Raw genomic sequence first — 13,353 nt, 5'->3', positions numbered from 1 at the left:
GTGGACGAAGTCCATCGCGAAGCGACGCCGAAGGCGCCCTTGACTTTGGAGGGGCGGCCCCGTACGCAAGCGCCACCCCACCACCCGAACACCCCTCTTGCCGATCTCCCCATCTCCCGTCTCCCATCTCCTCGCCACTCGGAACCCTTCTCGCCCCAACGCCCATCGCCCCAACGCCCGCCCGCCCATCGCCCAACCCCCCGCGCCCCGATCGCCCAACGCCCGCCTGTCCGCTCGCACAACGCCTGTCCGCTCGCACAACGCCTGTCCGCTCGCACAACGCCCGCCCGCTCGCACAACGCCCAGCCCCCGGCCCGCCCAACGCGCCAGCACCCACCCGCCCGCCCGCCCGCCTCAATGGCGGCAGCCAGGAACGCCACTCCGACCTACGATCAGGGGGCTCAAAGAGTGCGGGCGGTACGGCCGTCTCACTCGTGTTCGTCTCGGTAGGCGGCCACTACGTCGGCGGACGGGCCGTCCATGCGGATCCGGCCGTGGTCGAGCCAGATCGTGCGGTCGCAGGTCTCCTCGATGGTGCCGAGGCTGTGGCTGACGAGGACGACGGTGGCGGCCTGCTCGCGCATCTCCTTTAACCGGTCCTCGCTGCGCCGGCGGAAGCGGGCGTCACCGGTGGCGAGGGCCTCGTCGATCATGAGGATCTCGCTGGTCTGCGCGGTGGCGATGGCGAACCGGAGGCGCTGCGCCATGCCGGTCGAGTAGGTCCTCATCGGCATGTCGACGAACTTGCCGAGTCCGGAGAACTCCACGACGTCGTCGTACTTCTCCCGCACCTCGCTCAGCGGCATGCCCATGGCGAGGCAGCCGAGGACGATGTTGCGCTCGCCGGTGAGGTCGTTCATGAGCGCGGCGTTCACGCCGAGGAGGACGGGCTGGCCGCAGGTGAACACCTGCCCGCGGTCGCCGGGCAGGAGGCCGGCGATGCTGCGCAGCAGGGTGGTCTTGCCGGAGCCGTTGGTGCCGACGATGCCGACCGCCTCGCCGCGGCGCAGCACGAACGAGACGCCGCGGAGGGCGTGGACCTCGCGGGGGCGGGGCCGGCTGCGGTGCAGCAGGCGGCGGACGCGCGAGGTGCCGGTGTCGGCCTCGGCGCCGAGCACCCGGTAGGTGACGTGCAGCTGGTCGACGACGACCATGGGATCGGCGTCCGGGGGGACGGGCGGGGCCGCGTGCTCGTCCGTCCCGGGGTCCTCGCGGGGCGCGGGTTCGGGATCTGACGGCATGGCAGGTCCTTTCGCTCGGCGCGCGACCGTCAGCGGCGGGCCCCGGCCCGGGGTCCGCTCGCGCAGGTCCTTCCCGCAGGTGGGGCGGGTACTCATCGCGGGGCGGTCCGGCCGCGCAGGACGGCGAGGAGGACGAGGGCGGCGCCCTGGATCGCGACGACCACCGCGACCAGCAGGGTGACCGATTGGTCATAGAGGGCGCCGGTGAGCGCGCCGCCCGCCAGGGCGGCCACGCCGAGGACGCCGGCGAAGATCCCGTAGGCGGTGGCCCGCCGCCGCGACGGGACGAGGTCGGCGACGACCGCCCGCAGCGTGGACTCCTGGATCCCGACGGCGGCGCCCCACACCAGCGAGCCCACGACGGCCAGGGTCAGCGACCGGGTGAACGCCAGGACGGGCACGGCGGCCGACAGGACGGGCAGGACGGCGAGCGCGCGCGGGCCGACGCGGTCGTAGAGCCAGCCGTTGGCCAGCGCGGACACGGCGTCGGCGGCCATGGCCCCGGCGTACACGACCGGTACGAGGTCGGCGGGCAGCAGGTGCCGCTGGACGAGGTGGAAGGACAGCACCCCGAAGGTCGCGAACCCCGTCATCGTGACGGCCGTGAACGCCGCGTAGACGAAGAAGGTGCGCGGCAGTGCCGGGACGGCGGCGTCCCGCCCCTGCGGAGCCGCGTCCTCGCCGGCGGCGGGCTCGTAGTCGGCGGGGGCGGGGACGCGGGCGCGGAGCCAGAGCAGTATCGCCATCGCGGCGACGCCCGGGACGGCCAGCACGCCCAGCGCGGGCGCGTAGTCCCCGGCGGTGGCCGCGAGGACGCCCGCCACGGTCAGCGGGCCGACGAACGCGCCGATCTGATCGAGCGCCTCGTGCACGGCGAACCCGCGGCCCCGGCCGGTGGTGGCGGTGGCGTGCGACAGCAGCGTGTCCTTGGCCGGGGACCGGACGGCCTTGCCGACGCGTTCCGCGACGACGAGGACGCACGCGGCCCACAGGACGCCGGCGAGGCCGAGCAGCGGCACGGACACCGCCGTCAGCGCGTATCCGGCGATGGTGAGCGCCCAGAACCGGCGGGTGCGGTCGGCGAGCGGGCCCGATACCAGCCGCAGGCCGAGCGCCGCGGCCTCGCCCGCACCGGTGACGACGCCGACGACCGCGGCGGACGCGCCGAGCGAGGCCAGCAGCGGCCCGGTGATCGACCGGGCGCCCTCGTACACGACGTCCATGAGCAGGGAGACGACACCGAACACGACGATGAACCGCCACGGCGACAGGGCCGCGGTCCGGGGCCGCGCGCTCATCGGCGGCCGCCCGCTGCTCCCATACCGTCCCGCCTTCCGTCGCGCCCGCGTGGAGGACCAGTGTGCGCGACGCGGCGGGCGTCAGACGCGGAAGACGCGCATCTGGAGGGCGAGGGTGGCGTAGTAGCCGACGAGGGTGGTCAGCTCGAAGACGGTCTCGCGGACCAGCGGCGGCACGCAGGCCGCCCAAGTCGCGCCGTCCACGTCGCCGGTGACGAGGGTCCCGGTGAGGCGGAGCACGGCGGCCTCGGCTGGGTCGTCGAGGTCCAGCGGCGCGCCGGCGGCGATCGCGGCGAGTTCCGCGTCGGTGAGCCCGGCGGCCCGTCCGACGGCCTCGTGGGCGGTCCGCTCGAAGGCGCTGTCCCAGTGGGCGGCGACGACGAGGACGGCCATCTCGCGGGCCTGGCCGCCGAGCGAGCCCGCGTAGCGGACGGCTGCGCCGACCCGCTGGAGGGCGTCGCCGAGCGCCGGGCGCAGCAGGAACTCGTAGAACGGCCCGAGCAGCACGCCGTCGTCCGAGACCAGGTCGAACAGGCGGGGCCCTGCGCGCGGCGGCCCTCGGTGATGGAGCGGTAGAGGGCGAGCCGGTCGCCGTCGAGGTCGGCGGGCCGGAACGGGTGCTTGCGGGTCATCGGGTCCTCAGGTTCGCCGCCTGCCCGGTCGCCTCGACGAACCGGCGCGGCGGCCCCTCGGCGAGTTGCACGAGGTGAGGCTGCGCAACGCGGAAAAGCCGAGCGTGAACACCTTCGGCGCGAGCCGGTACGCGCCGTTCGGCAGCTGTTCGAGGAACCCCTCGGCGGCGAGCGTGGCCGTCATCGCGCCCTTCGGACGGGCCGCGCCGACGGCCCGGCGGGGTGTCGTCTGGTCACGCGGCGGCACTCGGACTCGCTTTCTCGGAAAGAAGCGACCGCACGCCGCGGCCCGTTATCGGTTAGCGCCCGGTAAATCCGCTGGCCATGCGCATCGGCCGGACGCCCGCCGGCGCGCGTCCGAATTTCGAATACACCCTGGGCGTATTCCGTCAGCCGACGGGCGGCAGGTAGCCGGCGAGGAGTTCGCGGCAGGGCGCGAGGGCGAAGAGCAGGAGGCCGATCAGCTGGTACCGGTCCGGCGAGCCGCCCGGCGGCGGCGCGAGGGCGCGCTGCGCGGTGAAGAACAGCTGGTCGGGGACCAGCGGCGTCCAGTGCACGCGGTCGAGGTCGTCCGGGTCGGCGCCGCCGGCGGGCCGTCCGATGTAGGCGGGGTTGCGGGCGATGTCATGCACGACCGTCCAGGACCAGCGGGGGCCGCCGCGCGGCGCCGGCACGCCCCGCGCCTCCAGCTCGCGCAGGATCCCGGCGATCGCCTGGCCCTGGGCCGCGCGGCTGATGATCTCGCGGACGACGCTCGCCTGCGGCTCGACGGGGAGCTGGGTCACGTAGTTCCCCTGCGCGTCGTCGATGCGGCGGTACCCGTACGGGACGGCGTTGCGTCGCGGCACTCCCGGTCTCCTCCCCCAGCCGGATCCATTGCATTATGCAATAGTTCGCCGTCAGCGAGGCGCCGGGCCGGGGCGCAGCGGGGTCGTCGAGACGTGGCCACCGCCGCAGACCACCCCCTGGTTCCAGGCGACGACGAGATGCGCGCGCTCGTCCGGCGGGGTGACCCAGGCCAGCCCTGGCGTGGGGGCGCAGGCGCCGTGCGCGGGCTCGCGCGCCCCCGGGACGATAGTCCATTGCAGGCGCGCGTAGGCACTGCCCCCCGGCCGCAGGACGATGGTCTGCGGGCCGGGCGGCGAGAGCCGCTCCAGGTTCGTCGGGATCGGGTGGTCGGACGCCGTGAGCAGCAGCATCCCGACGTAGCCGCGGACGCGGCAGGCCGAACCGGACGTGTTCGTCAGCGTGAGGAACGCGAAGCGCTGCCCGGCCGCCGGGCCCGCCGTGCTGATGCGGACCTTCAGCCCGTCCGTGCGGCAGCGGCCCGAGCCGCCCCCGGCCGCCCCTGGGGTCCCCGGCGGCGTGGACGCCGTGGGCGCCGACGAGGGCTGCGACGACGTCGGCGGCGATGTCGCCGGCGGCAGGGGCGCGGTCGTCCTGGTCGGGGTCGGTGAGGTGCCCGAGCCTCCGCCTCCGCCTCCGCAGGCGCACAGGACGCCACCCGCAGCGGCGGCGAGGGTCAGCGCGTACGCCGGCCTGAGGCTCCTTCGCGCTCGCACACGCCCTCCTCGCGTCGGCATGTGCCCTATATGCCCGGTGCCGGGCCCCGTCATGATGGCCCGGCACCGACCGCTTCAGGCCCGCGCCGCAAGGGAACCGTCGCCCGGAAGGAAGACCGCCCCGACGCCCGCCGTCACGGAGGCACCGGCCGCCGCCGTCAGGGAAGCGCGGGCGCCGCCGTCGCGGAGGCACCGGCCGGCGGGCGGCCGCGCGTCAGCGGGACGTGACGGCCCGGTCCGACGGCGTCGCCGACGTGGACACGTCGAACTGGAGCCCGCCGGGCGCCGCGGACACCTCCACGTGCCGGCCGTGCGCGAGGTCCCCGGACAGCAGCAGGTCGGAGAGCTGGTCGTCCACCTCCCGCTGGATGGTGCGGCGCAGCGGGCGCGCGCCGAACTCCGGCTGGTGGCCGCGCTCGGCGATCCAGTCGACCGCCTCCGGCGTGAACGACACGGTCACGCCCTGCGCGCGCAGCCGGCGGCGCGTCTCGTCCAGCAGCAGGTCGGTGATCTGCCGCAGCTGGCCCGCCTCCAGCCGCTGGAACACGATGATCTCGTCGATCCGGTTGAGGAACTCCGGCCGGAACGACTCGCGCAGCCGCCGCATGATCCGGTCGCGCAGCACGGTGTCCTCGCCCTCCCGGCCGCCGAACCCGATCTCGGTCCGCCCGGTGATCAGGTCGGAGCCGAGGTTGCTCGTCATGATCACCACGGTGTTGCGGAAGTCGACGGTGCGGCCCTGCGCGTCGGTGAGCCGGCCGTCGTCGAGCAGCTGCAGCAGCACGTTGAACACGTCCTGGTGCGCCTTCTCGATCTCGTCCAGCAGGATCACCGAGTACGGCTGCCGCCGCACCGCGTCGGTGAGCTGCCCCGCCTCCTCGTAGCCGACGTATCCGGGCGGCGCGCCCATCAGCCGGCTGACGGTGTGCCGCTCCTGGAACTCGCTCATGTCGAACCGGATCATCCGGTCCTGGCTGCCGAACAGCGCCTCGGCGAGGGCCTTCGCCAGCTCCGTCTTGCCGACGCCGGTCGGGCCGAGGAACAGGAACCCGCCGATCGGGCGGTCCGGGTCGCCCATCCCGGCGCGGGACCGCCGGACGGCCCGCGCGACCGCCGCGACCGCGTCCTCCTGGCCGATGACGCGCTCGTGCAGGTGCTCCTCGAGGCGCGACAGCCGCTCCCGCTCCGCCTCCGTCAGCTGCGTCACCGGGACGCCGGAGATCCGCGACACGACCTCCGCGATGTCCTCGGTCGTCACCTCGGGGACGCCGACCGGCTCGTGGTCGTCGCGCATCCCGGCGAGGTCGCTCTGCAGCCGGCCGATCTCGTCGCGGAGCTCCTTCGCCTTCTCGTAGTCCTCGTCGGCGACGGCCTGGTCCTTCTCGCGGCGCCGCCGGTCGAGCCGGTCCTCCAGCTCGCGGCGGCCGCCGTCGCGGGTCCCGGACCGCAGCCGCACCCGCGCGCCCGCCTGGTCGATCAGGTCGATCGCCTTGTCCGGCAGGAACCGGTCCGTCAGGTACCGGCTGGACAGGTCGACGGCCGCGACCAGCGACTCGTCGGTGTAGCGGACCTGGTGGTGCGCCTCGTACCGGTCCCGCAGCCCGCGCAGGATCTCGATGCTGTCGTCGACGGACGGCTCCGGCACCATGATCGGCTGGAACCGGCGCTCCAGCGCCGCGTCCTTCTCGATGTTGCGGCGGTACTCGTCCACGGTCGTCGCGCCGACCACGTGCAGCTCGCCGCGCGCCAGCGCCGGCTTCAGCATGTTCCCGGCGGTCATCGCGCCCTCGGCGCCGCCCGCCCCGACGAGCGTGTGGATCTCGTCGATGAACACCACCAGCTCGTCGGCGTGCTCGCGGATCTCGTCGACGACCTTCTTCAGCCGCTCCTCGAAGTCGCCCCGGTACCGGGTGCCCGCGACGACGCCGGACAGGTCGAGCTGGACGATCCGCTTGTTCCGCAGCGTCTCCGGGATGTCGTCGTCCACGATCCGCTGCGCGAGGCCCTCCGCGATCGCGGTCTTGCCGACGCCCGGGTCGCCGATCAGCACCGGGTTGTTCTTGGTGCGCCGCGACAGGACCTCGACCGTCTCCTCGATCTCCTCGTCCCGGCCGATCACCGGGTCGATCCGGCCCTCCCGGGCCAGCGCGGTCAGGTCGCGGCCGAACTCGTCCAGCGTCGGGGTGCCGGTCCGGCCCTCGCCGCCCCCGTTCGCGGGCGGCTGCCCGCCGCCCCCGGCCGCGGACTTCAGCGAGTCGGGCGTGACGTGCGCCGCGTCCAGGATGCGTCCCGCGCTGGACCCGCGGTCGAGCGCCAGCGCGAACAGCAGGTGCTCGGGGCCGATGTAGGACGACCCGAGCGCGCGCGACACCTGGTGGGAGTCCAGCAGCGCCCGCTTGGCGGCCGGTGTCAGCTCGGGCTGGACGTCGCGCGGCTCACCCCGGTACGCGTGGTTCTCGATCTCGTGCTGGATCGCGTCCGGGTCGGCGCCCGCGCGTTCCAGCCAGTGCCGGGTGCCCTGCTGCCGCGTCGCCGCCCACAGCAGGTGGTCGGCGTCGAGGTCGCGGCTGCCCCACCGCGCCGCCTGCGTCGCCGCGTCCCGGACGAGCTCGCGCGCGGGCTCGCTCATCAGCCGGGCGAGGTTGATCCGCTCGGTCGGCCGCCGATGCGCCCGGGTCCCGAAGAACCGGGCGAGCATCTCCTCGAACGGGTCCATCCCGCCGGATCCGTACCACGCCGTCATTGCGAGCCTCCCGTCCCCGTGCTTGGTCCCACGATGGCAACGAGTGGACCGTGCCCGCGCGCATCCGCCGGAAACCCCAGGTGGGAGCGGGTGGCGGGCTAGGGGAGGCGGGAGCCGGGGTGGACGAGGTTGACCGACAGCAGCAGGTCGCGGTCGGCGAGGACCTCCTCCGGGGCGCCCTCGGCGACGATCCGGTGCTCCTCGGAGAAGACCACGCACCGGTCGGCGATGCGGGGCAGCACGTCCAGGTCGTGGGTGGCGTGCACGATCGTCTTGCCGGCGGCGCCGAGTTGCTCGATCAGGTCGGTGAGCCAGTACTGGGAGCGGGGGTCGAGGGCCGCGGTCGGCTCGTCGAACAGCAGCACCTCGGGGTTCGTGGCCAGCACGGACGCGATCGCGACGCGCTTCTTCTGCCCGCCGGACAGCTGGAACGGCGCCCGGTCGGCCAGCGCCGCGATGTCCAGCATCGCGAGCACCTCGTCGACGCGCGCGGACGCCTCGTCCGGGGCGAGCCCGAGCTGGAGCGGGCCGAACGCGATCTCCTCGCGGACGTTCGGGGAGAACACCTGCGCGTCGGAGTTCTGGAACACGAACCCGACGCGGGACCGGAACGCCTGCGAGAACTGCTCGTCCTCCAGGGTGTCCTCGGTGACCGGGTGGCCGAACGCGGTGAACTCGCCGGAACTCGGGAAGACCAGCCCGTCCAGCAGCTTGAGCAGCGTCGACTTGCCGCAGCCGTTGGCGCCGAGGAGCGCGACGCGCTCGCCGGGCCGGACCGTCAGCGACACCTTGTCCAGCGCCGGGTAGCGGTCGAGATAGGAGTAACTGACGTCACGGCACTCGAACGTGACGTCCGTGGTGCTTGTGGTGCCTGTGGCGCTCGTGGCCTGCGGTGCGGCGTGCGGTTCAGCTTCCAAGGAGACGGTCCCCGATGAGAATCGCCGCGGCGAGCGCGGCGCAGCAGAGGGCGGCGGCGATGTCGAGGCCGGCCAGCCGGAACGACTGGAGGGTCTTGGCGTCGCCGCGGTAGCCGCGCGCCGTCATCGCCTGGTGCACCTCTTCCGACAGTTGGTTCGCCTTGCCGAACAGCGCGCCGCCGCTGGCGCCGAGGAAGGCGCGGGCGCCGCCGTCGTGCTTGGCCGCCCCGATGGTACGGGACGTCCGGGCCTGGTACATGTCCGTGACGGTGTTGAGCAGCAGGAAGATGTACCGGTACGCCATCCCGATGATCAGGATGAAGATCCGCGGGACGCCGACCGAGCGCAGTGCCGCCAGCAGCCGCACCCACGGCGTGGTGAGGGTCAGCAGCACCACCAGCGAGATCGACACCGCGACCCGGCTGACGACCAGCCCCGCCGACGTCAGGCCCTGGCTGGTGAACCCCTCGGCGCGGCCGTGCCAGTGCCACAGCGTCAGCACCACGTCCCCGTGCGTCACGACGGACAGGGTCGCGGGCAGCACCACGATCCCCGTGAAGATCGGCACGAACAGCCAGACCCGCTTGATGAAGAACCCGACCGGCAGCCTCGACGCGGCGGCGAGCGCCAGCGTCACCGCGTACACGGCGAGGAGCGTCGGGATGTTGCGGGCCAGCCCGGCCGCGACCAGCAGCACGATGACCGAGACGAACTTCACCCGCGGGTCGATCCGCTGGAGCAGCCCGTCCTGTCGGGCGGTGTCGTCGCTGAACATCACCTGGCGCAGCAGTCCCGCGCCGCCGTTCAGCGTCTTGCGCAGGTAGCTGCCCTTCTTGCGCTTGCCGACGCACCCGCACGGGCACATCGCCAGCTCGCCCTGCAGCAGCCACTGCGGGACCTGCACCCGCTCGGAGACGGCCTGCTCGCTCATGACCGCGCCTCGCCCGTCGCGGCCTCCTGGGACGCGCCGCGCCGCCCGGCGGCCCAGCGGACCGCCATCGTGATCAGGAAGATCGCGGCGCCGACGATCGCGATGCCGACGACGGCGGAGACGATGTAGCCGAGCGTCGGATGCGCGTCCGAGGTGAAGTCGTAGCCGTTGAACAGCGCGTGGTGCCAGAAGCCGTTGTACTTGTTCAGCCCGCTCGGCACCGCGGACAGCCCGTACTTGTGCAGGTCGAGGTCCTCGGGGGCGTCCTCGCCGAACGCGCCGCCGGGCGCGAGGAGGCCGAGCGGGGTGAGGACGGCCATGACCGCGACCGCGCCGAGCGCGACGTGCAGCGGCCGGACGCGGCGCCGCCCGGTGTTCCTTCCGCCGGACCCGGTGGTGTCCTTCTCGCCGGGCACGGCGACGCCCGCGTGGTTGACGCGCAGCAGCGGGACGTTGGCGCGCTGGAGGTACGCCACGACGCCGCCGGTCAGGATGCCCTCGGCGATGCCCGCGATGGTCAGGTGCGCCAGCATCATCGCGGGGATCGTCTGGTCCAGGTGGTACGGCGCGTACAGCGGCGCGCCCGCCGAGTTGTGGAACAGGTCGGGCTGGACGCCGAACTCGATCGCCGCCGCGAACGCCGCCGCGTTGATCCCCGCGTACCCGCCGGCGGCCGCGGCGAGGGCCCGGCGCGGCGCGGTCAGCTCGGACCGTCCGGCGATCAGCTTGTACACCCCGTACCCGACGAACGGCGCGAGGACGGCCATGTTCGCGCAGTTGAAGCCGAACGCCAGGACGCCGCCGTCGCCGAACAGCAGGGCCTGGAAGCCCAGCGCCACGCTGACCGCGAGCACCGCCGCCCACGGCCCCAGCAGGATCGCGATGATCGTCGCGCCGATCGCGTGCGCCGTGGTGCCGTCCGGGATCGGGATGTTGAACATCATCACCAGGAAGCTGACGGCGGCCAGCACGGCCAGCGTCGGCACGTGCCGGTTGCGGACCACGCGCTGCACGCGGCGGACCGCGACCGCCCAGGCCGGCACGGCGATGACGTAGCCCACCGCGCAGGTCTGCGGACTGAGGTATCCGTCCGGAATGTGCATGCCCACCCACTCACGCTCAACGACGCACAGAAGCCGCAGTTGCGACCTACTCGCAATAAGTTAGTCGAACTCGGCACACCCGACCACAGCCGCCCCGGCAGGTAAGGCCACTGGGACCCTCCGGCCACCCATCCGCCCGCTCATCCGCGCAGGTCAACCGGGGCCGGTCAGCCGGGGCCGGTCGCCAGGCCGGTCGCCTGGCCGGTCAGCCGTGCCGGTCAGCCGCGCCGGTCATGAAGGCTGGCAGTGCCCGCACCACACGGTCGTCCGGCCGGACACGCGCCGCCGTGACAGCGGGGTCCCGCAGCGCGGGCACCTGCCCGCGGGATCGTCGCGGGCCCCGGTCAGCCACGTCCGGCGGGGCGGCACCCGCTCCGACTTGATCGACTCGCGCAGGACGCGCCGCATGGCCCTGTGCAGGGCCCCGATGTCGTCCTCGTCGAGGTCGCGGACCTGCCGCAGCGGGTTGATCCGGGCGCGCCAGCAGATCTCGTCGGACAGCAGGTTCCCGAGCCCGGCGATCAGCGACTGGTCGGTCAGCGCGGACTTGAGCCGCCCGCGCCGCCCTCCGAGGCGTCCGGCGAGGTCGCTCCGGGACAGGTCCAGCGCGTCCGGTCCGAGGTCGGCGAGCAGGCGCTCGGCGTCCCGCTCGTCCCGGGCGAGGCGGACGCCCTGCAGCTTGCGCATGTCGCGGAAGCGCAGCTCGCCGCCGTCCAACCGCCATACGACCCGGTCGTACCGGTGCTCGGGCTCCCCCGCCGAATGCCACGACAGCGATCCGGTCATGCCGAAATGCAGGATGAGTACTGGGCCCTCGGCGGGCGCGATGAGCCATTTGCCCTGCCTGCGCGGTCGGTCGAACCGGTGTCCGCGAAGCACGCGCTCCAGCCGCCCCTCGCTCACCCCGCGCAGCACCCCGGCGTCGCGCACCTCCACGGACCGGATCCGGTCGCCGGCGTGCTCGGCCAGCACCCGGCGGAACCCCTCGACGTCAGGAAGCTCGGGCATCCGCTCCCCTTACCCGTCCTGCGCATTCCACGTCACGGTTTGTCACCGTTGGCCATAGCCGGGACCGGCGGGCCGGATTACCGTCGCGGTAGACCGAATCCGAAACGATCACTATTCGATTCGACGTCGCATGCCCGCCCGTCCCACCCCCCGGGAGCCCCCATGCGCCGCAGGCCAGCCGCCCTCGCGCTCGCCGCCGCCCTCGCCCTCGGCCTCACCGCCGCGCCCGCCCTCGCCGCCCCCGGACCGCCCGGACCGCCGGTCTCGCCGTCCGCCGCGGCCGCCCTCGAAGCCGCGGAACCGCCGAACTTCGACCGGCTCACCCCGTCCACCCACCCGGTCGAGCTGACCAGCGACCCCCGCGACCTCGGCAAGGTCACCTACACCTACAACGGCCAGACGCACACCGTGCGGGACTACCTGAACCGCGCCGCGCAGGGCTTCCTCGTCCTCGACGGCACCCGGATCCTCGACGAGTGGTACGCGCCCGGCTACTCCAAGGACTCGCTGTTCCAGTCCTGGTCGATGGCCAAGTCCTACACCGCCGACGCCATCGGCGTCGCCCTCGGCGAAGGCAGGATCCGCTCCATCGACGACACCGCCGGCGCCTACGTCCCCGAACTCGCCAACACCGCCTACGGGTCCGTGACGATCCGCAACCTGCTCCGCATGGCGTCCGGGATCGGGTGGAACGAGACCGTCGACGACGTCCCGCTGCACGTCGGCGTCAGCCTCGGCCTCTACAGCACCCTCCAGTTCGCCGCGACCCGCACCAAGGCCGTCGACCAGGGCACGCAGTTCAACTACACGAGCCTCAACACCGCCGTGCTCGCCCTCGTCCTCCAGCGGGCCACCGGGGAGCCGTACTACCGGTACCTCCAGGAGAAGATCTGGGGCCCGGGCGGCATGGCCGGCACCGCGTACGTCGGCAACGACTCGCACGGCGACGCCCTCGGCTACTGCTGCATCTACGCCACCGACCGCGACTTCGCCCGCATGGGCAAGCTCATGCTGGACGGCGGGCGCGGCGTCGTCCCGGCGTCCTGGGTGTCCCAGGTGGGCACGCCGTCCGGCGTCAACCCGTCCTACGGCCTCGGCTGGTGGATCGACGGCCAGGACGGCTATTACGCCAGCGGCCTCGGCGGCCAGCTCATCTACGTCTCGACGAAGTACCGCGTCGTGATCGTCAAGAGCACGTTCCTCAACCCGGACGAGAGCGAGACCCTGCCCGCCTTCCGCGCCGTCGCCGCCGAGGTCGCCCGCACCCGCTGAGCGGTCACTCCTCCATGCGGGGGTTGACGAACACGTCCTTGATCTCCGCGGCCGTCAGGTCCGTGCGCCCGGTGAGGTCGTTGCGCGGGTCGGCGAAGCGGAACCGGTACCCGCCGGGAGGCAGATGCCCGATCTCCCACCAGTTCCCGTCGAGGTCCTTGAGGTAGAACGAGTACACGCCGTGCTGCCGCACCGGCTTGTTCAGCTCCTTGACGCCGTACTCGTCCGCCACCTCGCGGATGGCCCGGTACGCCTCGTCGACCTCCTCGTCGCTGCCCACGTCCAGTCCATTGTGATAGAGCAGCGGCATATCCGGCCGGTCCGGTTTCGATTCCACGCACACATAGGTGTGGTCGCCACCGAGGCGAATATAGAGCGCCGCCTTCATCGGCTGGACGACCTCCAGCCCGAGGACCTCCTCGTAGAACCGGCGGCTGGCCGCGACATCGGTGATCTTGAGCGTTCCATGGGACAGGAACCGCGTCTTCACCGCCGGTTCCCTCGTCGAACGCTGTGTGATCCCGGGCATGGACGTCTCCGTTCACCCTCGACGGCGATGGCCCCCATTCCATGCCAACCAGCGGCTTATGTCCACAATGCCGGAAGAGTGAGTATTCACGCCGCGCCCCCGCCCCCCGCCACGCAG

The 13,353-nt window shown here is 73.1% G+C and carries 13 protein-coding genes; 1 reads left to right on the top strand and 12 read right to left on the bottom strand.

Going from position 1 to position 13,353, the window contains the following annotated elements:
- Positions 1–428: 428 nt before the first annotated feature.
- The 11 genes from ABT299_RS16575 to ABT299_RS16525 all read right to left on the bottom strand — a co-directional run bounded on the left by ABT299_RS16575 (position 429) and on the right by ABT299_RS16525 (position 11,435).
- A complete protein-coding gene (locus ABT299_RS16575) occupies positions 429–1,241 on the bottom strand; it encodes an ABC transporter ATP-binding protein (RefSeq protein WP_387024038.1) in 813 nt (270 codons plus the stop codon).
- A gap of 92 nt (positions 1,242–1,333) precedes the next feature.
- Positions 1,334–2,539: an MFS transporter gene (locus tag ABT299_RS16570; RefSeq protein WP_500251284.1), complete on the bottom strand. Its 1,206-nt coding sequence runs from the start codon at positions 2,537–2,539 to the stop codon at positions 1,334–1,336.
- Between the two features lie 81 nt (positions 2,540–2,620).
- The gene (locus ABT299_RS16565; protein ID WP_500251283.1) at positions 2,621–3,046 is read right to left on the bottom strand and encodes a carboxymuconolactone decarboxylase family protein; all 426 of its coding nucleotides are present in this window, start codon (positions 3,044–3,046) and stop codon (positions 2,621–2,623) included.
- A gap of 132 nt (positions 3,047–3,178) precedes the next feature.
- Positions 3,179–3,418, bottom strand: coding sequence for a hypothetical protein (locus ABT299_RS16560; RefSeq protein ID WP_500251282.1), 240 nt, complete (start codon positions 3,416–3,418; stop codon positions 3,179–3,181).
- 142 nt (positions 3,419–3,560) lie between these two features.
- The gene (locus ABT299_RS16555) at positions 3,561–4,019 is read right to left on the bottom strand and encodes a recombinase family protein (RefSeq protein ID WP_190855728.1); all 459 of its coding nucleotides are present in this window, start codon (positions 4,017–4,019) and stop codon (positions 3,561–3,563) included.
- Positions 4,020–4,070: 51 nt separating this feature from the next.
- Positions 4,071–4,733 carry a DUF4232 domain-containing protein gene (locus ABT299_RS16550; protein ID WP_500251281.1) on the bottom strand — a complete coding sequence of 221 codons (663 nt, stop codon included), beginning with the start codon at positions 4,731–4,733 and terminating at the stop codon, positions 4,071–4,073.
- Between the two features lie 214 nt (positions 4,734–4,947).
- Positions 4,948–7,476, bottom strand: a complete 2,529-nt coding sequence (locus ABT299_RS16545; protein WP_500251280.1) for an ATP-dependent Clp protease ATP-binding subunit — start codon at positions 7,474–7,476, stop codon at positions 4,948–4,950.
- A 98-nt stretch (positions 7,477–7,574) separates the two neighbouring features.
- Positions 7,575–8,393 (bottom strand): energy-coupling factor ABC transporter ATP-binding protein, encoded by an 819-nt coding sequence (locus ABT299_RS16540; protein ID WP_500251279.1) that lies wholly within the window; start codon positions 8,391–8,393, stop codon positions 7,575–7,577.
- On the bottom strand, positions 8,383–9,324 hold the full coding sequence (cbiQ, locus tag ABT299_RS16535) for a cobalt ECF transporter T component CbiQ (protein ID WP_190855738.1): 942 nt from the start codon (positions 9,322–9,324) through the stop codon (positions 8,383–8,385). The genes ABT299_RS16540 and cbiQ overlap by 11 nt, the downstream gene beginning before the upstream one ends.
- Positions 9,321–10,427, bottom strand: coding sequence for a cobalt transporter CbiM (gene cbiM / locus ABT299_RS16530; protein ID WP_500251288.1), 1,107 nt, complete (start codon positions 10,425–10,427; stop codon positions 9,321–9,323). Before cbiM ends, cbiQ begins: the two co-directional genes overlap by 4 nt.
- Before the next feature lie 231 nt (positions 10,428–10,658).
- A complete protein-coding gene (locus tag ABT299_RS16525) occupies positions 10,659–11,435 on the bottom strand; it encodes an Fpg/Nei family DNA glycosylase (RefSeq protein WP_500251278.1) in 777 nt (258 codons plus the stop codon).
- A 162-nt stretch (positions 11,436–11,597) separates the two neighbouring features.
- Here ABT299_RS16525 and ABT299_RS16520 point away from each other — a divergent pair, with 162 nt between their 5' ends.
- Positions 11,598–12,707, top strand: coding sequence for a serine hydrolase domain-containing protein (locus ABT299_RS16520; RefSeq protein ID WP_500251277.1), 1,110 nt, complete (start codon positions 11,598–11,600; stop codon positions 12,705–12,707).
- A gap of 4 nt (positions 12,708–12,711) precedes the next feature.
- Here ABT299_RS16520 and ABT299_RS16515 read toward each other — a convergent pair whose 3' ends face one another.
- Complete coding sequence (locus ABT299_RS16515; protein ID WP_190855745.1) at positions 12,712–13,236, bottom strand: VOC family protein; 525 nt, start codon at positions 13,234–13,236, stop codon at positions 12,712–12,714.
- Positions 13,237–13,353: the final 117 nt, after the last annotated feature.

Source organism: Spirillospora sp. NPDC000708 (genome assembly GCF_040299565.1).
In the GTDB taxonomy this organism is placed as follows: Bacteria; Actinomycetota; Actinomycetes; order Streptosporangiales; family Streptosporangiaceae; genus Spirillospora.
This window is presented reverse-complemented; position numbering and strand designations above follow the sequence as displayed.